The organism is Aurantiacibacter sediminis (assembly GCF_016019885.1).
Taxonomy (GTDB): Bacteria; Pseudomonadota; Alphaproteobacteria; order Sphingomonadales; family Sphingomonadaceae; genus Alteraurantiacibacter; species Alteraurantiacibacter sediminis.
In genome coordinates, this window is sequence record NZ_JAEANY010000001.1 from 21837 (window position 1) to 43073 (window position 21237).

Below are 21237 nucleotides of genomic sequence, written 5' to 3' on the forward strand. Positions count from 1 at the left end.
AGTGAAAGAATTACTCGGCTGCAGCCTCTTCAGGAGCCGCGTCCCCAGCAGCAGCGTCTTCAGCGCCGTCTTCTGCCGGTGCTTCTTCGCCCTCAGCGCCTTCTTCACCCTCGGGTGCCTCTTCTTCCGGCACGAATTCGGGCAGAGCCGGGCCGCCGCCATTATCACGCAGATAAAGAATCACGTCCGCGCGTTCCTGCGCATCGTTCAAGCCTGCGAACGTCATCTTGGTGCCAGCGGCAAAAGCAGCCGGGTTGGCAAGCCATGCGTCCATCTGCTCGTAAGTCCACGCGCCGCCAACGCCGAGCAGGGCATCAGAATAGGCAAATCCCGGTGCGTGCTCGCCAATGGTCGCGCCCATCACGCCATACAGGTTCGGGCCGATGCCGGTCGCGCCGCCCTGCTCGATCGTGTGACAGGCAGAGCACTTCGCGTAAACGGCAGCTCCAGATTCCGCAGAGCCAATCGAAAGACGCTCGGCCAGCGAGGCTTCCGTCACCGCGCCAGCGGCGGTTTCTTCCGGTGCGTCAATGTAATAGCCCCAGGCGAATTCCTCGCCTTCTTCCGGCAAATCACTCTGGAAATACATGTCGGAGACAATGGCTCCGCCTAGTGCGACGATGCCAGCACCCAGGATCCAGCCAAAAGCGGTATTCATACGATCATTCATGACAAGTCATTTCTAACGTGCGTTGAGATATGGGTGGCGACTTAGTGGGGTGAGGGCGCGCGCGCAAGGGGGCACGAAGGTCTAATCGCTTGTCGCTAAGGCGTCGCCGGGTTAGTCGCTCGGGTTCTATGCAGAGTTTCCCCGCCCCAGCCCTCGCCATGGTCGAAAAAATGCGCGCCGCCGCTACTGCGGAACCGGATCGGGCGATCGCCTTTCAGGGCTCGCCCGGAGCCAATTCGCATCGTGCCGTCAGCGAGTGGGACCCGGCTGCGCTGCCCCTGCCCTGCTTCAGCTTTGCCGCCGCGATTGATGCAGTGAAACGGGGCGAAGCATCCTGCGCAATGATCCCCATCGACAATTCTCAAGCAGGCCGGGTGGCCGATATACATTTCCTGCTTCCCGAAAGCGGTCTCTCCATCGTAGGCGAGCATTTCATGGCGATCCACCATGCGCTGATGGCGCTGGATGATGAAGGCCCGTTCGAGGCCGCCTACAGCCACCCTCACGCATTGAGCCAAAGCCGTCATTACCTGCGCGAACGCGGCATCGTGCCGCTCAGCCATGCGGACACGGCGGGCGCTGCAGCCTATATTGCGGACAAGGGCGATCGCAAAGTCGCAGCCATTGCGCCTGCGCTCGCCGCCGATCTTTATGGGCTGAAAATCGTCGAGGAGAATGTCGAGGATAGCGCCGACAATACCACGCGCTTCGTCGTCCTCGCGCGCGAAGCGCTAGATCCCGCCGTGCTCGAAGGGCAGGAAGCGATGACGACGTTCATTTTCGAAGTGAAGAACATTCCCGCCGCGCTGTACAAAGCGATGGGCGGCTTTGCGACCAATGGTGTGAATATGACGAAGCTGGAGAGCTATCAAAAGGGCACCAGCTTTGCCGCCAGCATGTTCTATGCCGACATCATCGGTGCGCCGGGGGATCCAGCTGTTGATCGGGCCTTGGAAGAGCTGGCTTTTCATTGCAAGGAACTGCGCTTGCTCGGCAGCTATCCCATGGCGCGCGAACGCGGTTGAGCGCAGAGGATTGTGGTGCCTGCCTTTATTGCCGAGCAGACCCGTCTGACTCAATCGAGACTTTCTGGCCCAAAAGCCGCACCAATTCATTGCTTCGCAACAGATGCCATGCCAATTTGCGCAGCGTGACGATTTCATCGGGGACAGATGCGCTGCCACAGGTCGCGCAAAGGCAGCGGGGGGAGCTGGCACCACAGGGCGATTTCGATCAGACCTATGCCGATTTGCGCGCCGATGAGAGCATCCAGTTTGCCGAAGTCGAATTCCCTGCGCAGGAGCCGCCGCCCGATTGGCTCACCAATTTGCTCGAATGGCTTTCCGAAGTGCTCGCCCCGCTAGGCAGGTTCTTCGTCGCGATCTGGCCGGTGCTCCAATGGGTGCTGATTATTGCCGGGATTGCGCTGCTGGTGCTCCTGATCGTCCGCATGATCGAGCCTGATTTCCTTCGCCGGAAGAAACGCAGCGCAGCCAAGGACGAAGATTCTTGGGCTCCTGACGAAGGCGAGGCGCTCGCCCTGCTGGAAGAAGCCGACCGTCTTGCGAATGAAGGCCGCTATGATGAAGCAACACATTTGCTGCTCAAACGATCGGTAGGGCAGATTGCCCAGGCGCGGCCGGATCTGGTCGAGCCATCGAGCACGGCGCGCGAGCTTTCGGCGGAGAGCCGCCTGCCGCAGGGCGCACGCGATGCCTTTGGGATCATTGCTGCGCGCGTAGAGCGGAGCTTGTTTGCGCTCAGCCCGCTGCATCAGGATGATTGGCAGGCGGCCCGCGCTGCCTATGCCGATTTCGCCCTCCAGCAAAAGGCGCTGGCGGCATGACACAGGTGAGTTCAAGTCGCGCCAATCCATTTCGCCCCGGCGTGGTGCTGGCGGTGCTAGCGATTGGCGCGAGTGCCTTCCTGCTGATGCTCTATGCCCTTGGCCAGGGCTGGACTGGCCAGCAAGACCGCGATGGCGGGACCCATGCAGCATCGAACGGCCTCACCGGTTTTGCAGGTCTGGTGCAGGTGGCGGAAGGCAGCGGCTATTCGGTCGAGCTTTCGCGCAATCGCGCGAGGACGAATGATTACGGCCTCGTGGTGCTGACCCCGCAGCTTTACGGCGATATCGCAGAATTGTCGGAGCTGGTGGAGGAACGGCAGAATCTGGACTCCGGGCCGACTCTTATCATCATGCCGAAATGGGCCGCCTATCCGATCCCGGCGCAGAACGAGGTCGAGACCGAAGAAGGCTGGGTCATGCTCGTCGATGCCCGGGCGCCGGGCTGGGTGAATGAGCTGGCGCTGACCGAAGGGGCGGAACTGTCGCTCGGCCAGACGAATGGCTGGAACGGCTTTGGCCGCAATGGCGATCTGCCCGATGAAACGCGGGTGCAGGCGCTGACCGGGCAGCCCGACCAACCTTTCAAGCCACTGGTCGTCGATAGCGAAGGCGATGTGCTGGTCGGCGCGCTTGAGCAGGAAACCAATGGCTACGATTACGAGCCGTGGCCGGTGATCGTGGTGTTCGAGCCCGATTTGATGAACAATTACGGTATGGCTGACAGGGAGCGGGCGCGGACTGCAATGTCCATCATCTCCGCCGCGACGCTTGGCGACGACATGCCGGTCAAATTCGATCTGACGCTGGCGGGCCTTGGCACATCGGAAAACCTGCTGACGCTGGCATTCAGCCCGCCGTTCCTCGCCGCGACGCTTTGCCTCATCCTCGCCTCCATCGTGATCGCATGGCGCGCGTTCCGCCGTTTTGGCCCGCCGGCGGTGGAAGGCCCCGCCATCGCGCGCGGTAAACGCCAGCTCGCGCGCAATGGCGCAGCGCTGGTGGCGCAGCTGAAGCGCTTCCATTTGCTGAAAGAGCCCTACGAGGCGCTGATCGGCAAACGCGTCGCCAATCATCTTGGCCTGCGCATCGCTGATAATGATGCGCGCGAAATAGCCATTGATCGCAAACTGCAAGCGCGCGGGCACACCGGCCCCCGCTTCGTCGATCTTGCCGGAGATCTGCGCGAAGCAGAGCGCCCCGGAGACATTATTCGCGCCGCACGCGCGCTGAGACAATTTGAAAGGAATCTGACGCAATGAGCATGACGCTGGAGGGCACTACGCAGCTCGCGGGTACGATCCGCAATGAAGTGAGCAAGGCGATCGTCGGCATGGACGACACGATCGAGCATCTGCTCATCGCTCTGGTGGCCAAGGGGCATGTGCTGATGGAAGGCCCGCCGGGAACGGCCAAGACGTTCCTCGCCAATTGCTTTGCTGCGGCAACGGGCCTAGATTTCGGACGCATCCAGTTCACGCCGGATCTGCTGCCGGGCGATATCCTCGGCTCCAACCTTTTTAACTTTCAAACCAGCCAGTTCACGCTGACGCGCGGGCCAATTTTCTGTGAGCTGCTGCTTGCCGATGAAATCAATCGTACGCCGCCCAAGACGCAGGCCGCGCTGCTCGAAGCCATGCAGGAACGCAAGGTGACGCTGGATGGCGAGACGCACATGCTGTCCGAGCAGTTCATGGTCGTTGCTACGCAAAACCCGATCGAGAACCAGGGCGTCTACCCGCTTCCCGAAGCACAGCTCGATCGCTTCGCGTTCAAGCTGCTTGTGCCCTACCCCAGCGCCGAGGAAGAGGCGCGCATCGTCCACCGCTTTGGTGAGCGTAGCGGGCCGCAAAGGCCAGCCGATTTCGGGATTGCGCAAGTGGCCTCGCCGCAGGATATCGCCGGTGCGCAGGAAGCGGTGAAAAGCGTCACTTTGGCGCAGGATGTGATCGATTACGCGGTTTCACTGGTGCGCGCGACGCGTGACAATCCCGATCTTGCTAGCGGCGCATCGCCGCGCGCCGCTGTGCTGCTCGCCAATGCCGCGCGCGCCCGTGCCGCGCTGCAGGGCCGCAATTACGTGATCCCCGATGATGTGAAGGCGCTCGCCACCTCAACACTTCGCCACCGCCTGCTGCTATCCCCTGCCGCCGAGATCGAGGGCAAGGAAGTCGAAACTCTGGTCGAACAGATGATCGAGCAGACAGAGGCGCCGCGGTGATCCTACTATTTACTGTCACCTTCCCCCTCGATGGGGGAAGGAGGTGCTGAGGTGATTCAACGCCTCCAGGCCCTCACGTCGCGGATCAATATCCCGGCCGTACCCATCGTGCCGACTGGCCGCACGCTGGTGATGCTTGGACTGCTCGCGCCGATTGCAGTCGTCATTGCCGCGACTGCGCCTGCCGCATGGATCGTCGCGCCAGCGGCTGCGGCGGCGCTGATTCTGGTCGCGCTGATCGATGGCTGGCTGGCTGGCGCAATGTCACATTTCGAATATGTCGTGCCGAGCGATGCCGAAGTCGGCCAGCCTGCGATGATCCGCGTGAATGCGGAGATCGAACGTGATGGCGATGCTACTCTGCCAGAAGCGGCCATTGGCTATGATCCCAGGCTAGGCGCAGACGGGGCGAGCCATTTCCGCCTCCAGCCCACGGGCAAGCCGGGGCAATTTTCCGGTGTGGGTGAAGCAGTGCCAGTGCGGCGCGGGACGGGTGAATTCCACGATCTCTGGCTCCGCTGGCCCGGGCCGCTGGGCCTCGCCGTGCGACAGACGCATGTTGAACTCGATGCGCGCATGCGCGTGTGGCCGGACCTCTCGCCGGTGCGCTCCCCTGTCTTGCAGGCCTTTATGCGGGACTCGCAATTCGGCCTCGTCGCGCGGCGCATTCGCGGAGAAGGCACGCAATTCGAAGCCTTGTCCGAATACGAACCCGGTATGGATCGCCGGCGCATCGACTGGAAAGCCAGTGCGCGGCACACAGCTCTCTACGCCCGCGAAAATGAAAGCGAGCGGGACAACCAGCTCGTCTTCGCTTTCGATTGCGGGCAGAGCATGTGCGAGCCGGTCGATGGCTTGCCGCGTATCGACAGGGCCGTCTCAGCGGCTCTCACCGCAGCCTATGTGGCGCTGAAAGGCGGCGACCGGGTGAGCCTGTTCGGCTTTGCCGATCACCCTCAGCTGATGACGCCATTCGTCAGCGATACGCGCGCTTTCCACCGTTTGCAGAGCGCCGCGGCAGAGCTCGATTATATCCCGCGCGAGCCCAACTTCACTCTCGCTCTCGCCACGCTGACATCGCGGCTGAAACGCCGCAGCCTGATCGTGCTGTTTTCCGATTTTACCGATCCGACGTCGGCGGAAATGATGGTCGAAAGCGTTGAGCGGCTGGTGCGCCATCACCTGGTGATTTTCGTCACCATGGTGGATACCGAATTGGAGGAGCTCGCGATCGAGGAGCCGGACAGCATGGGCGATATCGCCTCCGCCGTCAGCGCCGATGCCCTTGCCACTCAGCGCGCCATCGTACTGCAGAAACTGCGCCGCATGGGCGTGAATGTGATCGAGGCGCCGCATGACAAGATCGGCTACCAGCTGATCGACAGCTATCTCGCGACCAAGCGGGCGGAGGCAATCGGCTGATGGCGCTTTCCCTGTTCCGCAAGAATGAAATCGAACCGCCCGCCGATATTGAAGCGGCGAGCCTTCGCTCGGACAAATTCCGACTGGAGCGTGAAGTCGACTGGCAACGGCTCGATCAGATCGTCACCGCGCTCGAGAAGGGACGGCCCAAGCGCATCAGTGATGACGATCTGCTCAATTTGCCAGTGCTGTATCGCAAGACCGCGTCCAGCCTTGCGGTGGCGCGGGAGACATCGCTCGATGCCTCCACGCTCGATTATCTTGAGGCGTTGGTGCGCCGCGCGTGGTTCCAGATCTACGGCCCGCGGGTTGGCTTTTTCGGCTGGCTGAAGCGCTTTTTCCTCGGTGGATGGAGCGGAGCGATCCGAGCGATCTGGCTCGACATCTGTATCGCCTTTGCGGTGATGGTCGCGGGAACGATAGTCGGCTGGCTGCTCGTCGCGCGCGATCAGGAATGGTTCTATGCGCTGGTCCCTGGCGGCATGGCAGGCGGCCGTGTGCCCGGTGCTCCGCGTGAAGTGCTGGAAGAAACGCTGGGCCATCAGGGCGGCGCGGATGGGCTAGGCGTCTTTGCCGCATCGCTGTTCTCCAACAATACGGGCGTGGCGATCATGGCCTTTGCATTAGGCTTTGCTTTCGGGATCCCGACGCTGCTGCTGCTCGTGTACAATATGGCGCTGCTGGGCGCGATGCTGTGGGTGTTCGATGATGCAGGCCTCGGCACAGAATTTGCCGCTTGGCTGAGCGTGCACGGCACGACGGAGCTGGGCGCGATCATGTTGGCAGGCGCTGCAGGCATGCATGTCGGCCGCACCATGGCGTTTCCGGGCGATCGCTCGATCCTTTCCGCCATGCAGAGCGCTGGCGTACGCGCCGCGCAAGTCATGGCAGGCTGCACGATCATGCTGATCGTCGCCGGACTGCTGGAAGGCTATGCGCGCCAATTGGTCGATGGCACCGGCGCGCGCTTTGCCATTGGCGGCACAATGCTGGTGCTTTGGACACTTTATTTCCTTGCCGTGCGCAGCCCGAAGGAGCGTGAGGCATGAGCGCGGCGATGAATTTCATGCGCGGCGAGCCGGACAAGCGCGACCGTATGTTGGTAACGCCCGAAGGCCTTGCCCTGCCGCTGACTGTCGGCAGCAGGGGCGCGCGTGCAGGTGCACTGATGCTCGACATAATTTTCATCGTGCTGGGCATCATCGTGTTCTTCATCGTGATGGGACTGCTGGGATTCAGCCTGATCGATGTCGGCGAATCCGGAGGAGCGGGGCCGATCGCCGAGTTCCTCATCATCCTGGTGATTCTGTTCCTCTTCTTGGCCCGATACGGCTATTTCCTCTGGTTCGAGCTGGGCCCGCGTGGCGCCACGCCGGGAAAGAGATTGCTGGGCTTACGCGTTGCAGCGCGCGATGGTGGGCAGCTGACAGCCGAAATGGTGATTGCCCGCAATCTGGTGCGCGATGTGGAGGTGTTCCTGCCGCTGTTCTTCCTGCTTGGCGGCGGAGAGGATCAGGGTGTCGCTGGCCTTGCCGCTTTCATCTGGCTCGCGATCTTCGTCCTCTTTCCCTTCTTCAACAAGGATGCGTTGCGCGCAGGCGACGTGGTTGCGGGAACATGGGTGGTCGAAGCAAAGGCCGCCAAGCTGAAGGAAGCAATGTCACTCGCGCCCGATCGCAGCCGTGACTACCAGTTCGGAGAGGCCGAGCTTTCCGTCTATGGCGAGCACGAATTGCAGGTCCTCGAAACCGTTTTGCGGCAGGACCAGCCAGAAGCGCTTCGCGATGTGGCAGAGGCGATCACCGGCAAGATCGGATGGCGGCTTGGCCAAGGCGATGAGCGTGAATTCCTCGAAGCCTTCTACGCAGCTCTGCGCGCCCATCTTGAAAGCGGCATGCGCTTTGGCAAGCGCAAGCGCGATAAATTCTCGTAGGAGCGATAAGTCATATGATCCTGCGCCCGGCAAAGCCTCAAGATGCCAAAGCTCTTGCTACGTTGGGCCGCGAAAGTTTCTGCGCGAAGTTCGCACATCTTTACGATCCGGCTGACCTCAACGCCTTCCTTAAGGAAGTGTATTCGGTCGAAGCAGTATCAGGAGAGCTCGCCGATCCGCAGCTGACGCACCGCTTGGCCGTTGATGACGAGGACACGCTCATCGGCTTTATCAAGCTGAAGGACCCTAGCGGATATGGCAAATATTCGGACGCGACAAAACCTATCGGGCTGCAGCAGCTCTACTGCGCGCCGGACAGGACGGGCGAAGGCATCGGTGCCGCGCTGACGGATTGGGCACTCGCCGAAGCCCGGGCACGCGGCTGCGATGCCATCCAACTTTCGGTCTATTCGGATAATGACGGGGCGCAGCGTTTCTACCAGCGATACGGCTTTGCCAAGATCGCCGATATTTATTTCATGGTCGGCAATCACCGTGACGATGAATATCTTTACGAGCTGCGGCTTTAGCGCCGGAAAACTCTCATCAAACGCGGTTAAGCAGGCTTTAGGGCTTTTTCGCCATACCGGCGAGCAATGGAACATGTTGCAATCAAGCTGCCCGACTTCGAGGCCCCTGTTGCGCCGCTTCCCGGCGAGCTGGTGCACAATGAAGCGATCGAACGCATTCTCGACAGCGTACGCGGTCACCTAGGTGTCGAGATCGCCTTCGTCTCGCGCTATATCGAAGGCGAACAGCGCGAGCTGACGCATGTCAGTTCGGACCTTGACCTGCCCATGGGCCCGGGTTTTCGCGAGCCGCGCGAAGAAAGCTATTGCTGGCATATCCTCAACGGTCGGCTGCCAGAGCTTATTCAGGACCCCGCCGATTTTCCGGCCACGAAAAAGCTCGCAATTACCGATTTCCTGCCGGTCGGAGCCCATGTGAATACACCCCTGCGCCTGTCCGACGGAACCGTCTGGGGCAGCTTCTGCGCCCTTGGCCGAGAGCCCGATCGTACGCTGACGGAACGTGACCTCAATATCCTCAAAAGCTTTGCCGGCCTCGCCGCCGAACGTATCGAGAGCTCTCTCGAACACGACATTCTGTCCATGCAAGCGCGCGAACGCGTCGAGTCGATGCTGGACGGACACGGAGTTTCGACTTTCCAGCAGCCCATCATTTCGCTCGAGACGGGTAAGCCGGTGGGCGTCGAGTGCCTGTCCCGCTTTCCCGACCTGACGAAGCGCGGCCCCGATGCGTGGTTCGAGGATGCCGAACTGGTCGGCCTCGGCAAGGAGCTGGAAATGACAGCAGTGCGCTGCGCGCTGGAATCGCTGTCTTATATCCCGGACGGTCTCTACGCGACGGTAAACGTGTCGCCGCGAACGGTGGCTTCAGGCGCGGTGCGCGAATTGCTTGAAGAGGCAGGCACATCGAATGTCGTTGTCGAGATTACCGAGCATTGCCAAGTCGACGATTTCGAAGAGCTATCGCGCGAGATTTCCGCGCTGAAGGCGCATGCCAAAATCGCGATTGACGATGTCGGCACAGGCTATGCTGGCCTTCGCCATATCGTTGATCTGCAACCCGACATCCTCAAGATGGATATGGTCCTGACACGCGGCATCGAGGCCGATCCGGCGCGCAAAGCCATGACGGCTGCGCTGGTTCAGCTTGCAAGAGAAATCGGCTGCACATTGGTAGCAGAAGGCGTGGAGACCGAGGCGGAAGCACGCACGATGAAAAAACTCGGCGTGGATTGCGGCCAAGGCTATTTGTATTCCCGGCCGCTACCCGTAGTTGCCGCCCAGCAATTCCTAATGGAAGCGGGCAAAGAACAGTAAAGGGTCAGGACGCGCCTTCGGGCTCGCCATCCGTTCCGGCATCTATTGCCCGCTGCTGCTTGCGTGTCATTTCCCGCGCAGCATAAATATCGCCAGCCTCGATTTGCACGTCCATACGTTCGGAATCGAATTTGCGATATTTGGCCTCGGCGCGGCTGATTTCGGTTTCACTCACGCCGACACTTTCCAGCGCGAGCATGGCCATGCGAATGGCGGATTCAAACACTTCGCGCACCACGCTCCGCGCCGGATTGCCTGCCAATTCGATGACCGACCGGCGATCATAAGCACGAACGTAGATCTGCGCTTTCGGGAAGGTTTCATGGACTGAGCGAATGAGGGCAGGGTCGGGCGTATCGTCGATGCAGAACATGATGAGCTGCGCATCCGCGCCGCCTGCCTGACGCAGCAAATCCATCCGCGTGCCATCGCCATAATAGACCTTGCTGCCGAACTCCTCGGCAATGTCGATCTGCGAGGCTTTGCGATCGATCGCCGTCACGGAAAGGCCCGCGGATCTAAGCATTTGCGAAACGCTCTGCCCGAAGCGTCCATAGCCCACCACGACGGCGCTCGCCCCCAGATTGCTCGGGGTCTCGCGTTCTTCTTCCTCGCCTTTCGGCTCTTCGCGAATGCGGCGGGTGGCGATCATCAGGAACGGCGTTGCAGCCATGCTGAGCGTAACAATCGCGCCGAAAATACTGGCGCTCTCAGGCGCGATCAGCAGCGCGGCCTGCGCCTGCGAATAAAGCACGAAGGCAAATTCACCACCTTGGCTCAGCAGCAGACCAAGCGCCAGCGCGCCTCGCCACGTCATGCCGACGAGCTTGCCGAGACCAAATATGATCGCGGCCTTCACGGCGATCAGGAGAATGGCAAAGCCGACGACGAAGAAGGGCCGTTCCGCGACAGCGCCGAGATCGAGCATCATGCCGACGGAAACGAAAAACAGGCCCAGCAGGATTGAGCGGAACGGCTCGATATCCGCCTCAAGCTCATGCCGGTAAGGCGTATCGGCCAGCATCACGCCAGCGATGAATGCCCCTAACGCGGCTGACAGGCCCAGCGACTGCATTACGAACGCGCTGGCGATGACGGTGAAGAGAGCGGCGACGATAAACAATTCGCGCTCTCCAAGACCGCCGATCAGGCGGAACAGCGGCCGAATGACCAATCGCCCGGCCAATATCAGACCGACTATCGCGATCACGGCATAAAGTGCGAGCTGCCATCCGGCAGGGCCTTCCTGCGCAGATGGATTGCGGCTCATGGCGGCGACCAAAGTGATCAGCGGGATGATCGAAAGGTCCTGAAACAGCAAGATCGAAAATGCCCGCTCACCAAATGGGGTTCGCAAACGCCCGGCGGATTGCAGCATTGGCAGCACCTGCGCGGTGGAGCTGAGGCCCAGCGGCAGGCCAATCGCCAGCGCCGCTTCCATCGTATAGCCGGTCAAGGCGAGGATCGTGGCGGTTACCGCCAGGCCACAGGCGGCAACCTGCGCAAAACCAAGGCCGAAAATGGCCGACTTCATCCGCCACAGCCGAGCAGGACTAAGCTCTAGGCCGACCACGAACAGCAGCATCACGATGCCGAGCTCTGCGACCACGGCCATTTCTTCCGCGCCCGAGACCAGGGCGAAAACCTGCGGTCCGAGCAGCGCGCCGGCCACCAGATAGCCGAGCGTTGCCCCAAGGCCAGCGCGGCGGAACGCCAGCACTGCCACCAACGCAAAGCCGAGGATCAGCAGCGCGTTCTGCAGGTCCAATCCGTGAGCACCGTGTTCCATATCGTCCCCTAAATTGACCCTCGCGGCCTCACAACCATTTCCATTTCCAGAACAGCAGCAATTGCACAATCAGGATCGCACCGCACAGGCCGACAACCACCCAAAATGCATTGCCATCATCCATTCCCGGCACCCCGCCCACATTGATCCCGAGCAGACCGGTGATGAACCCGAGCGGCAGGAAAATGCCCGCGACAATCGTCAGCAGGTAAGTCGCCTGCTCACTGCGAGCGATCGAGCTGGCGCGAATATCGTCCATCATGACAACCGCGCTTTCTTTGCTGATATCGAGATCTTCCAGATAGCGCCGCAGCCTGTCGATACTCTCGGCAATCTCACGCCGGTCATGGTCTTCAAACCACGGCGGCGCATATCGAGAGATGGATTCGAGCGCCTCATGCATGGGCCCCATATGGCGTTTCAGGCCAAGGCAATTGCGGCGGATGATGGCGATCTCGTCCAGCATCTGCTCCGCATTGCCGTCATCCTCCATATGCTCCAGCCTGTCGAGATGCTGGTTCATATCGACGATGGAACGGTTCATGCGATTGATCATCGCTTCAGTCAGTTCGGTGATCAGGGCGCCCGCGTCGGTGGGGCCGGCCTCACGCCTGTCGATCATTTTCAGCACCTGCCGCGGGGTCTGCAGCGGATTACGGCGCAGGGTCACCAGTCGCTTGCCGTCGCACCACATTTGCATGGACAGCATGTCTTCAGGCTCAGCGCCGGGATTGAAATTGATGCCGCGCAATGTCGCTACCAGCGTATTGCCTTCGCGAAAGGCGCGCGGACGCGTCTTGTCGCTCACCATCAATTCGCGGGTAGGTTCGGGAATGCCGAGTTCGACCAGCCATGGATCGACTTGTGGCTCTTCGCGGGCGAGGTGGACCCACAGCACTTCCGGCGTGCGCGAAGGCTTCCAGGATTTTGCCTCTTCCCAGCTGAGCTCGCGACCGGCACCCTCCCCGTCAAGCACGCGCGCAAACAGCAGCGGAGTTCCGGGGATCGGATCGCCGGATGGATTATCTAGTGTGCCAGTCACTGGCTCAGCCGGAATCGGTTCGTCCATCGCGCATCCATGCAGCAAATCGGGCGGGCTGTCATTGCCCCGTCATCCTGCCTCGCCTATATGGCTTGCCATGTCATCAATAAGACCTTGGCGCGACATCGCACGTCGCCAGTGCCGACAGATCATGGTGGGCGATGTCCCGGTGGGGGGCGATGCCCCTATCACCGTGCAGACCATGACCAATACGCCGACCGAAGATGTCGGCGCGACAATCGACCAGATCCGCCGGTGTGAGGATGTGGGTGCGGATATCATTCGCGTCTCCTGCCCCACCAAGGAAGCAACCGACCGCTTCGACGAGATCACCAAGGCCGCAAACGTCCCCATCGTTGCGGACATCCACTTTCACTACAAGCGCGCGCTGGAAGCCGCCGATAAAGGCGCTGCCTGCCTGCGGATCAATCCAGGCAATATCGGCTCGTCAGACAGAGTGGCCGAAGTCGTCCGCGCGGCAAAAGCCAATGGCTGCGCGATCCGCATCGGTGTGAACGCCGGCAGCCTCGAGAAGGATCTGCTCGAAAAATACGGTGAGCCTTGCCCCGAAGCGCTGATTGAAAGCGCGCTCGATCATATCAAGCTGCTGCAGGATCACGACTTCCATGAATACAAGGTGGCGGTGAAAGCCAGCGACGTATTCCTGGCGGTTGCAGCTTACCACGGCCTTGCGGAAACGGTCGATTGCCCGCTGCACCTCGGCATTACTGAGGCGGGTGGATTGATTGGCGGCACGGTAAAAAGCTCCATCGGCATCGGCTCGCTGCTGTGGGCAGGCATCGGCGACACGATCCGTGTTTCGCTTTCGGCTGAGCCGGAGCAGGAAGTTAAAGTCGGCTTCGAAATGCTGAAAGCGCTGGGCCTGCGCACCCGCGGTGTTCGTGTGGTCTCCTGTCCCAGCTGTTCACGTCAGGGGTTCGATGTGATCCGCACCGTGGAAGCATTGGAAGCGCGGCTTGAGCACATAAAAACGCCGATGAGCCTTTCGGTGCTTGGCTGCGTGGTTAATGGCCCCGGCGAAGCGCGCGAAACCGATATCGGAATTACCGGTGGCGGTGCAGGCAAGCATATGGTGTATCTGTCCGGCGTGACCGATCACCACGTGGAGTCCGAAGACATGCTCGACCATATTGTCGCTCTGGTCGAGCAGAAGGCGGCGGAGATCGAGGCGGGCACCGCCACGGCCTTCGATCCGCATGCTGAAGCGGCAGAATGATTGGGGGGAACACCAATGAGTGAAGAAAAGAAAGTTACCAAGCTGTCACCTGAAGAGGAAAAGCGCATCATCCAGGAAAAGATGCAGAAATCCGGCGGTGGCGGTGACAAGGATGTGAAGCACAAGAAATGATGACGCAGGCGGGCGGCAAAATTCGCGCGGGGCTCACCCGCATGGCAATTACGCCGCTCGCCGCATTACTCGCGCTGCCCGGTTGTGTTGCGATTAACGTGTCCGATAACGGCCCTGCGGCAAGCGCCGACGCACCTGAGCATCACGATTATCCGGAAGCGACGCCCTACGATGTGACAGTCGATCCCATGGTGGAAGTCGATGCCGCTCTCGCACGCGCAGCAGAGCGGGACACGCGACTGCTGCTCGTAATGGGCGGCAACTGGTGTCATGACAGCCGCGCGCTCGCCGGATGGCTTGAGACAGAGCGTTTTGCCAATCTGATCGAAGAGCATTACGAGCTTGTCTTCGTGAATATCGGCCTGCCGCAGACAGGCGATGGGCACAATCTCCATATTGCCGAGCGCTTCGGCGTAGTCGATATCGAAGGCACACCCAATGTTCTGGTCGTCACGCCCGATGGCCTGCTCGTCAATCGCGGTACCGCCAAAAGCTGGCGTAACGCCGCCAGCCGCAGCGAGGACGCGATTTACGACGAGCTTGTGGAGTTGGCGGATCGACCCGCAGGCATCCAACCGGTTGAAGGGATCGAAATCGCACAATGATCGGTCAGGCCGATATCGGCAGCATCCCTGCGCGCGATGACAATGGCCTGCTCCAGGCCTTCATTGAATGCCCAAGCGGCAGCCGACACAAGGTCGATCTCGACAAGAAACTTGGCGTGATGCGCTGGGCGCTCGAATTGCCCGCAGGCGTGACTTTCCCTGCAAATTTCGGATTTGTCCCGTCTACCCTGGCTGATGATGGCGATGCACTGGACGTGATTGTGCTGGCGGGCGGTCCTCTGCCAAGCGGCTCTATCGTCGCGGTGCGCCCGGTCGCCGTGCTTGCCATGTCGCAAACAGAGAATGGCGAAATGGTGCGCAATGACCGTATCGTATGTGTGCCGCCGCTTTGCCGAAGCTATGGCGAAATGCAGGATCTCGGCGATCTGCGCACCGGATTGATGTGGGAACTGGGCGACTTCTTCCGCAGTTACAACCACATGATCGACCGCGACATTGAAGTGCATGACGCCGAAGATCGCGAAGCGGCGGAGCAGGCAGTAGAAAAAGCCATCACCGCATACGAACACGCGCAATAGAGGCGACTACGCGGCTTGCTTCACGTCGTCCATCACGCAGATTACATGGCTCCCCGCCCGAAGCGCGGGACGTTCAAATTCGACAAATATTATCTCGTCATGGAAGCGCTTCGGCAGAGCGGGTATGCGCTGACCGAGCATTCGCCTGAGCCTTCCCCGCGCGAATGGCTGGAGGCAGTGCATTGCCCCGATTATGTCGAGCAGGTCTTCACTGCCAGCGTTCCGCGAGAGAAGGAACGGCGGATAGGCTTTCCCGTCACCCCCCATATTGCCAGCCGCGTGCGTCACACAAATGGCGGCACATGGCTCGCCGCCATGCTCGCCAAACAGCATGGCTATGCTGCCAATTCGGCTGCTGGCAGCCATCACGCGCTGCATGATTCGGGCGCTGGCTATTGCGTGTTCAACGATCTCGCCGTCACCGCCAATCGCTTGCTGGCGACGGGCGAGGCGAGCCGCGTTCTGATCGTCGATCTCGATGTGCATCAGGGCGATGGCACGGCTAGCCTGCTGGCAGGGCGCGACAACGTGTTCACCCTGTCCTTCCATGCGGAGAAGAATTTTCCTGTCCGCAAAGCGCGCTCGACACTCGATATCGGCCTTCCGGATAAGATTGGCGACGATGATTATTTGGCCGAACTCGACTGCCATCTGCCATCGGTGATGCAGCAATTCGCGCCGGATTTCGTGCTCTATCAGGCGGGCGTCGATCCGCATCGCGATGACAAGCTTGGCCGTTTGGCGCTGAGCGATGAGGGTCTGATACGACGCGATCGTTATGTGCTGGAGCAAGCACGATTGCGCGCCCTGCCTGTCGCCAGCGCGCTGGGCGGCGGATATGGGGTAAACCAGCGCGAAGTCGCTGCGCGGCACGCCCGGTCTATGCTCGCGCTCGCCTTTCCGCAGGCGGATGCCAGCGACCTGATCGACGCGACTTCGATCTTTACCGGGGTTTAAGGCCCGCATCCTAAAGTCGGCGCATGGATATCCGTGTTCCCTTTGCCTGCGTGTTGATTGCCGGCGGCGTGGTGGCATTCATGATGCCTGTGGCGGACGATGCTGCTAACGGTGCAAATGCTTCTGCGCTCGCCGAGACGGCGGCAGATACAGGCGATGCGCAATTGGCTTCGCTGGAGATGGATACGCCTGCGACATGGAACGATCAGGTCCGGCTCGATCGTGAAGGCGATGGCCATTTCTACGCCGAGGTCTTCGTCGATGGCACACCGTCTCGCATGATGGTCGATACCGGCGCCAGCGTTATCGCGCTGACGGGCGATGATGCGGCGGCGATGGGCCTCTATTGGGACGAAAGCGAAGTCGGCCCCGTCGCTCAGGGCGCGAGCGGCGTTGTCTACGGGGTGCACACGCAGCTGAGCACTGTGCGCCTCGGCAATTTCGAAGCGCGCGATGTGCAGGCGATGATCATTCCCGAAGGCCTTGGCATTTCGCTGCTCGGCCAATCTTTTCTCTCCACCATCAATTCGGTCGAAATCGCCGATGATCGCATGCTGCTCGAAAGCGAGCGGCCATGAACATGAATTCGCTCCTGCCGCGCCGATGGCGCGCGAAGAAGGAAGCTGCGGCGCACGCTGAGGCCATTTCCGCGATTCTCGACACGCCCCCCATCGTGCCCAAGCAGGATGGCGTTGTGCTGTTCTCCATGATCGGCACGGCGGTGCTCCTGCCCTACCTCGTCGCGGTGAAGAGCCTGTGGCACAATCTCCAGCGCGGGCGGGTCGCGATCCTCGATGACGGCACGCTGACCGCTCAGGACAAGGCCATCCTCGCCCACCACTGCGGCGATCCGGAAATCACGCGCATTTCCGATGTCGTGCTGAAAGAATTCCCGGCGGGCGGCACGTGGGAGCGTCTGCTCACCATCCTCGACCGGCGCGAAAGCGAGTATTGGATCCAGCTCGACAGCGACACGGTGACGATTGGCGAGGTGCCCGAAATCGCCGAGGCGATCGCGCGCAATCGCAGTTTCGTTTTTCTCGGCGGAGAAGATGCTTCGGTCGGCCCGCTTCCACTCAAGGAATTCCGCGAGCGCTTTTACCCCGATGGTCCGGCAGAGGGCCATGTGCAGTCGCGCATCGAGTCTCGCCTCGACACGGTAGATGCTGAGCGCGGCTGGAAATATGTGCGCGGCTGCTCGGGATTTGCCGGCTTCTCAGCCATGGGCGCAGGCCGCCCGCTCGCTTCAGCGTTTCTCACTGAGATGAAGCAACTGATCGGCGAGGACGATGTGACGATCTGGGGCACCGAGCAGGTCACGTCCAACTTCCACCTCGCCAATGAGCGCGAACCAGTGGTTCTGCCTTACGATCGTTTCATGAATTACTGGGCGGAAGATTGGGGCGATGACACCGCCTTCGTCCATTTCGTCGGCACGCACCGGCATGACGATGGCGCCTACATTCGCGCGAGCCTGCAGGCGATCGAGGCGATCAAGCAAGGCTGAGGCGGGAGGCGTATGGACAAGGTTCATCCGCCATGTGACATATGCGGGGCCATGAATCGCCGCCAGCTAATCACCGCTACCCTATCCGCCGGCGCCGCGCTTTCCGCCCCCGCTCGGGTGTTTGCACAGGCAGCGCCAGACCCGCGCACGCGCCGCTTGCTCGAAATCGCTCAGCGCGAAGTCGAGCGGGTTGGTACTACGTTATGGCAGCGCGATGTCGTGGGCATTGCCGATTTTGGCTTGCATTCTGCACAGCCGCGCTTTCACTTCGTCGATCTGCTGAATGGCCGCGTGAACAGCGCGCTGGTGACGCATGGCAGCGGCTCCGATCCCGAGCATGATGGCTGGCTAAACGACTTTTCCAACCTTCACGATAGCTGGGCGACCAGCCGCGGCGCTTATATCACCTGGGAGTGGTATGAAGGGCGCTATGGCACATCCGTGCGGCTTGGCGGGCTGGATGAAAGCAATTCCAATGCGCTGGACCGTGCGATTGTTCTGCATTCAGCGGGTTATGCGACGCCCGGGCATGTGTCGGAATGGGGGCGGCTCGGCCGCTCGAACGGCTGCCCCGCTTTCGGCACGGAGACTTTTCCTGAGGTGCTCGCTCGTCTCTCAGGCGGACGACTGATTCTCGCTGATACGCTGGGTATTGGCGCAAATGGCGAGGATATCGCCATGCCGCCGCAGGATCCGGTGGATTTCGAAGCGGCGATTGCCGAGCGCCGTGCGCGCAACATACCGGAGCCAGAGGCTAGCGAAAGTGAGCTGGAGCGGATTTACCGCGAGGCCAATCCGACGCTGCGCGAAAGCTGATCGCGATCAGCTTGCGGTGGTGCGGGCGTCCTCGACAATCTCGATCACCTCCTCGCTCGTCGCGCGGTTGCGATTGCCCTGACGCGGTGCGTCGAGCGATGCGAGCACGGGTGCATCGCGATTGTAGATGTCATCAAAGCTGCGCAGATTGCCTTCTGCATCCAGCCCCATAGTGAAATAGGTGATGTAGACCGGCATGGTCCGCTCCACCGGCACGCGGGTGTAGTCGCCGCTCGCCGAGATCGCGACCGCCTCGTCCCGAGTTGCGCCGCGACCGAGGATAGCCACGGTCATCGCCAGTTCCAGCGCGCGTTCCACACGGATGCAGCCGTGGCTGCGTGCGCGATTGTCGCTGTCGAACAGATGGCGCTGCGGCGTGTCGTGCAAAAAGATCGCATGCGGATTGGGCATGTCGAGTTTCATCATGCCGAGCGAATTGCTTGGCCCCGGCTGCTGCACCACGGTGATCCAACCGTTGGCACCACGCGTGGCCGTATAGCCATTGCGCCGCGCCCATTGCGGATTATTGAGCACGCGGTTGCCCAGCCCTTCGCCGCGCACGATGCTCTGCGGCACTGTCCATGTCGGGTTGAATACCACGCCTTCCACAGTCTCCATCAGCTGCGGCGTAGCGGTGCGCCCCGGCGCGCCGACGATAGTGCGATAGGTGCTGATGATGCGATCATTCACCATCAGGCGCAGCTGATATTCCGGAACGTTTGTGATTAGATATTGCCCGCCGAGATCGCGCGGCAGCCAGCGCCAGCGGTCCATATTAGCGCGTATGATTTGGCGGCGGCGCGTATCGCTTTCGGGCGTTTCTGCAAGCGCATCACGGAGCGCTGCGTAATCGGCATGCGCAGGATTGAGCGAAGACAGCACGCCTGCAATGTCGCCCGTTTCCATCGCCTCTGCGAGCAAAGGACCGACAGGCAGCAGGTCGGGATCGGGATCGACGACAAACCATTGCCGGCGCGATTCCATCGGTGTGCGGCCATCGCGCAGATCCTCGACAAGCCAGGCGAACACGCCGCTCGCGCGGGTGTTGAGCGCTTCGCTTTCCCCATTGGCGATTTCGGCACTCAGCAGATCCGGGCGATAGTCCCCGGGCACCAGACCCTCCGCATCGACGCTTTCGACGTAGGCCAGAAGTGCATTCGCTTGATCGAGCGACCATTGCTGGACGGCGGGGAAGGGATCGCTCTGGACGATCTCATTGCTTTGGAGGCCGGGCGTTGCCGTGACTTCGGCAGCGTCTTCCTGCTCCAGAATATCCTGAGCAAACAGCACCTGCGCCGTGCCCGGAGCGGCAATAACCGCCAGGCTCGCAAGCGCGCCGCTCCACCCTAGGAAACGCATCAGAATCGAGTCCCTGTTAACCATAATCATCGGCAGATAGTGCCGATTTGCGTCTCCGCTATCAAGCATGGCTGCTTTCGCGGTCCTGAACCGCGATAAAGAGAGATGACGAAACGTACCTCGCCGCCTAGAGCGCGTGACACGTCATGGAACACAAACAGCGCCTTCTCCTGCCCTTTCTGGCAGCCTTTATCGGAGTCGGTCTCCTATCCCTGATGGATGCGTTGATGAAAGGCGCGTCGCTGGCGACCGGAGTTTATACCGCCTCGCTTCTACGCTCGCTGCTGGCCGCCGCCATGCTCGCGCCGATCTGGCTCACGACCGGCTTTGTCTGGCCGAAGCGTGCAGTCCTGAAGCTGCATATCGAGCGCGGCGTTGTGTCAGCCGTGATGGCACTCACCTTCTTCTATGCGCTCACCAAACTTCCGATTGCCGAGGCCATCGCGATCAGTTTCATCGCCCCGCTGATCGCCCTCTATTTTGCGCGGATTTTCTTGGGTGAGACAATCAGCCGCCAGGCAATTGTCGCCTCGCTGATCGGATTTGCCGGGACAATCGTGATTGTCAGCGGCAGGCTTGGGCGCAGCGATTTTGACGAAGGCGTGGCGCTTGGTCTTGCCTCGCTGAGCATTTCCGCCCTGCTCTATGCCTATAATTTCGTCGTCATTCGCCGCCAGTCGCAAGTGGCCAAACCACTCGAATGCGCGACCTTCCATTCGGGTGTCGGCGGATTGGTTCAGGCGCTGGCGGCGCCCTTCTTCTTCCTCCTGCCCGATACCGAGACGCTTGGCATGATCGGCATTGCTGCCGCACTTACAGCGATTGCCTCCATGCTAATCGCGTGGACTTACGCGCGGGCTGAAGCGCAAGTGCTGGTGCCTGTCGAATATACCGGATTTTTGTGGGCCGCGCTGTTTGGCTGGCTGTTTTTCCGGGAAGACGTCACTCTCACCACCATACTGGGCGTATCGCTGATCGTCGCGGGATGCTGGCTCGCGATACCGCGCACCAAAGCCTCGGCGGACGCAGCCAAGCCAATTGCTAGCCCCAAGGCGGACTAGCCGGCACTGCCCTCACGGACCAGCACTTCTTCTTCGGGCTCATCTTCTGCCCAATCGGAGCTCTGCCACACTAAACCTGCTGCCGCTCCGAACACCGCAGAAAGGACCAGCGCGAGAAGCATGATGGGAACGCCTAGCGGAGCCTTGCGCCGGGAGGGCTTACTAAGGGCCATTCAGTTCACTTTCCTTGCACCATCACGAAACAATCTTCGTGAAACAGCGTTAAGACATAAGGCTACTTGACGAGTCCGCGA

General features: G+C 60.9%; 22 protein-coding genes. 17 read left to right on the forward strand and 5 right to left on the reverse strand.

From position 1 onward, the window contains the following. Positions 1-10: 10 nt before the first annotated feature. Positions 11-670, reverse strand: a complete 660-nt coding sequence (locus I5L03_RS00125; RefSeq protein WP_197919633.1) for a c-type cytochrome — start codon at positions 668-670, stop codon at positions 11-13. Positions 671-798: 128 nt separating this feature from the next. Here I5L03_RS00125 and I5L03_RS00130 point away from each other — a divergent pair, with 128 nt between their 5' ends. The 9 genes from I5L03_RS00130 (at position 799) to I5L03_RS00170 (ending at position 9939) form a co-directional block, all read left to right on the forward strand. Further along, entirely contained in the window at positions 799-1695 is an 897-nt protein-coding gene (locus tag I5L03_RS00130; RefSeq protein ID WP_197919634.1) for a prephenate dehydratase, read from the forward strand. A 125-nt stretch (positions 1696-1820) separates the two neighbouring features. Next, positions 1821-2516 carry a hypothetical protein gene (locus I5L03_RS00135; protein WP_325099992.1) on the forward strand — a complete coding sequence of 232 codons (696 nt, stop codon included), beginning with the start codon at positions 1821-1823 and terminating at the stop codon, positions 2514-2516. Continuing rightward, the gene (locus I5L03_RS00140; protein ID WP_197919635.1) at positions 2513-3778 is read left to right on the forward strand and encodes a DUF4350 domain-containing protein; all 1266 of its coding nucleotides are present in this window, start codon (positions 2513-2515) and stop codon (positions 3776-3778) included. The genes I5L03_RS00135 and I5L03_RS00140 overlap by 4 nt, the downstream gene beginning before the upstream one ends. Next, complete coding sequence (locus I5L03_RS00145) at positions 3775-4737, forward strand: AAA family ATPase (protein WP_197919636.1); 963 nt, start codon at positions 3775-3777, stop codon at positions 4735-4737. The genes I5L03_RS00140 and I5L03_RS00145 overlap by 4 nt, the downstream gene beginning before the upstream one ends. A 132-nt stretch (positions 4738-4869) precedes the next feature. Continuing rightward, entirely contained in the window at positions 4870-6159 is a 1290-nt protein-coding gene (locus I5L03_RS00150; RefSeq protein WP_234035032.1) for a DUF58 domain-containing protein, read from the forward strand. Continuing rightward, positions 6159-7208 carry a stage II sporulation protein M gene (locus I5L03_RS00155; protein ID WP_197919638.1) on the forward strand — a complete coding sequence of 350 codons (1050 nt, stop codon included), beginning with the start codon at positions 6159-6161 and terminating at the stop codon, positions 7206-7208. Before I5L03_RS00150 ends, I5L03_RS00155 begins: the two co-directional genes overlap by 1 nt. After that, positions 7205-8092, forward strand: a complete 888-nt coding sequence (locus I5L03_RS00160) for an RDD family protein (RefSeq protein WP_197919639.1) — start codon at positions 7205-7207, stop codon at positions 8090-8092. The genes I5L03_RS00155 and I5L03_RS00160 overlap by 4 nt, the downstream gene beginning before the upstream one ends. Before the next feature lie 14 nt (positions 8093-8106). Further along, on the forward strand, positions 8107-8622 hold the full coding sequence (locus I5L03_RS00165) for a GNAT family N-acetyltransferase (RefSeq protein ID WP_197919640.1): 516 nt from the start codon (positions 8107-8109) through the stop codon (positions 8620-8622). A 66-nt stretch (positions 8623-8688) separates the two neighbouring features. Beyond that, a complete protein-coding gene (locus I5L03_RS00170) occupies positions 8689-9939 on the forward strand; it encodes a sensor domain-containing phosphodiesterase (protein WP_197919641.1) in 1251 nt (416 codons plus the stop codon). Positions 9940-9943: 4 nt separating this feature from the next. On the opposite strand, the gene I5L03_RS00175 is transcribed toward I5L03_RS00170, so the two are convergent. Both I5L03_RS00175 and I5L03_RS00180 read right to left on the reverse strand, forming a co-directional pair. After that, a complete protein-coding gene (locus tag I5L03_RS00175) occupies positions 9944-11728 on the reverse strand; it encodes a cation:proton antiporter domain-containing protein (RefSeq protein WP_197919642.1) in 1785 nt (594 codons plus the stop codon). Between the two features lie 28 nt (positions 11729-11756). Next, positions 11757-12797, reverse strand: a complete 1041-nt coding sequence (locus I5L03_RS00180; protein WP_197919643.1) for a CorA family divalent cation transporter — start codon at positions 12795-12797, stop codon at positions 11757-11759. Between the two features lie 70 nt (positions 12798-12867). Between I5L03_RS00180 and ispG the strand changes: the two genes are divergently transcribed. The 7 genes from ispG (at position 12868) to I5L03_RS00215 (ending at position 18563) form a co-directional block, all read left to right on the forward strand. After that, positions 12868-14007, forward strand: a complete 1140-nt coding sequence (ispG, locus tag I5L03_RS00185) for a flavodoxin-dependent (E)-4-hydroxy-3-methylbut-2-enyl-diphosphate synthase (RefSeq protein WP_197919644.1) — start codon at positions 12868-12870, stop codon at positions 14005-14007. A 128-nt stretch (positions 14008-14135) separates the two neighbouring features. After that, on the forward strand, positions 14136-14744 hold the full coding sequence (locus I5L03_RS00190; RefSeq protein WP_234034966.1) for a thioredoxin family protein: 609 nt from the start codon (positions 14136-14138) through the stop codon (positions 14742-14744). Continuing rightward, positions 14741-15283, forward strand: a complete 543-nt coding sequence (locus I5L03_RS00195; RefSeq protein WP_197919645.1) for an inorganic diphosphatase — start codon at positions 14741-14743, stop codon at positions 15281-15283. Before I5L03_RS00190 ends, I5L03_RS00195 begins: the two co-directional genes overlap by 4 nt. A 15-nt stretch (positions 15284-15298) precedes the next feature. Beyond that, the gene (locus I5L03_RS00200; protein WP_234034967.1) at positions 15299-16240 is read left to right on the forward strand and encodes a histone deacetylase family protein; all 942 of its coding nucleotides are present in this window, start codon (positions 15299-15301) and stop codon (positions 16238-16240) included. A 23-nt stretch (positions 16241-16263) separates the two neighbouring features. Next, the gene (locus tag I5L03_RS00205) at positions 16264-16818 is read left to right on the forward strand and encodes a retropepsin-like aspartic protease family protein (RefSeq protein ID WP_197919646.1); all 555 of its coding nucleotides are present in this window, start codon (positions 16264-16266) and stop codon (positions 16816-16818) included. Next, positions 16815-17747, forward strand: coding sequence for a hypothetical protein (locus tag I5L03_RS00210; protein WP_197919647.1), 933 nt, complete (start codon positions 16815-16817; stop codon positions 17745-17747). The genes I5L03_RS00205 and I5L03_RS00210 overlap by 4 nt, the downstream gene beginning before the upstream one ends. Before the next feature lie 51 nt (positions 17748-17798). After that, entirely contained in the window at positions 17799-18563 is a 765-nt protein-coding gene (locus tag I5L03_RS00215) for a murein L,D-transpeptidase catalytic domain-containing protein (protein ID WP_197919648.1), read from the forward strand. Between the two features lie 6 nt (positions 18564-18569). Here I5L03_RS00215 and I5L03_RS00220 read toward each other — a convergent pair whose 3' ends face one another. Then, a complete protein-coding gene (locus tag I5L03_RS00220; RefSeq protein WP_234034968.1) occupies positions 18570-19922 on the reverse strand; it encodes a L,D-transpeptidase family protein in 1353 nt (450 codons plus the stop codon). 146 nt (positions 19923-20068) lie between these two features. On the opposite strand from I5L03_RS00220, the gene I5L03_RS00225 reads away from it, so the two are divergent. Further along, entirely contained in the window at positions 20069-20983 is a 915-nt protein-coding gene (locus I5L03_RS00225; protein WP_197919649.1) for a DMT family transporter, read from the forward strand. On the opposite strand, the gene I5L03_RS00230 is transcribed toward I5L03_RS00225, so the two are convergent. Continuing rightward, complete coding sequence (locus tag I5L03_RS00230) at positions 20980-21156, reverse strand: hypothetical protein (protein ID WP_197919650.1); 177 nt, start codon at positions 21154-21156, stop codon at positions 20980-20982. The genes I5L03_RS00225 and I5L03_RS00230 overlap by 4 nt on opposite strands. Between the last annotated feature and the right edge of the window lie 81 nt (positions 21157-21237).

Coding starts and splice junctions, on each gene's coding strand:
- I5L03_RS00125 (WP_197919633.1), bottom strand. CDS start 670: ATGAATGATCGTATGAATACCGCTTTTGGCTGGATCCTGGGTGCTGGC.
- I5L03_RS00130 (WP_197919634.1), top strand. CDS start 799: ATGCAGAGTTTCCCCGCCCCAGCCCTCGCCATGGTCGAAAAAATGCGC.
- I5L03_RS00140 (WP_197919635.1), top strand. CDS start 2,513: ATGACACAGGTGAGTTCAAGTCGCGCCAATCCATTTCGCCCCGGCGTG.
- I5L03_RS00145 (WP_197919636.1), top strand. CDS start 3,775: ATGAGCATGACGCTGGAGGGCACTACGCAGCTCGCGGGTACGATCCGC.
- I5L03_RS00150 (WP_234035032.1), top strand. CDS start 4,870: ATGCTTGGACTGCTCGCGCCGATTGCAGTCGTCATTGCCGCGACTGCG.
- I5L03_RS00155 (WP_197919638.1), top strand. CDS start 6,159: ATGGCGCTTTCCCTGTTCCGCAAGAATGAAATCGAACCGCCCGCCGAT.
- I5L03_RS00160 (WP_197919639.1), top strand. CDS start 7,205: ATGAGCGCGGCGATGAATTTCATGCGCGGCGAGCCGGACAAGCGCGAC.
- I5L03_RS00165 (WP_197919640.1), top strand. CDS start 8,107: ATGATCCTGCGCCCGGCAAAGCCTCAAGATGCCAAAGCTCTTGCTACG.
- I5L03_RS00170 (WP_197919641.1), top strand. CDS start 8,689: ATGGAACATGTTGCAATCAAGCTGCCCGACTTCGAGGCCCCTGTTGCG.
- I5L03_RS00175 (WP_197919642.1), bottom strand. CDS start 11,728: ATGGAACACGGTGCTCACGGATTGGACCTGCAGAACGCGCTGCTGATC.
- I5L03_RS00180 (WP_197919643.1), bottom strand. CDS start 12,797: ATGGACGAACCGATTCCGGCTGAGCCAGTGACTGGCACACTAGATAAT.
- ispG (WP_197919644.1), top strand. CDS start 12,868: ATGTCATCAATAAGACCTTGGCGCGACATCGCACGTCGCCAGTGCCGA.
- I5L03_RS00190 (WP_234034966.1), top strand. CDS start 14,136: ATGATGACGCAGGCGGGCGGCAAAATTCGCGCGGGGCTCACCCGCATG.
- I5L03_RS00195 (WP_197919645.1), top strand. CDS start 14,741: ATGATCGGTCAGGCCGATATCGGCAGCATCCCTGCGCGCGATGACAAT.
- I5L03_RS00205 (WP_197919646.1), top strand. CDS start 16,264: ATGGATATCCGTGTTCCCTTTGCCTGCGTGTTGATTGCCGGCGGCGTG.
- I5L03_RS00210 (WP_197919647.1), top strand. CDS start 16,815: ATGAACATGAATTCGCTCCTGCCGCGCCGATGGCGCGCGAAGAAGGAA.
- I5L03_RS00215 (WP_197919648.1), top strand. CDS start 17,799: ATGAATCGCCGCCAGCTAATCACCGCTACCCTATCCGCCGGCGCCGCG.
- I5L03_RS00220 (WP_234034968.1), bottom strand. CDS start 19,922: ATGCGTTTCCTAGGGTGGAGCGGCGCGCTTGCGAGCCTGGCGGTTATT.
- I5L03_RS00225 (WP_197919649.1), top strand. CDS start 20,069: ATGGAACACAAACAGCGCCTTCTCCTGCCCTTTCTGGCAGCCTTTATC.
- I5L03_RS00230 (WP_197919650.1), bottom strand. CDS start 21,156: ATGGCCCTTAGTAAGCCCTCCCGGCGCAAGGCTCCGCTAGGCGTTCCC.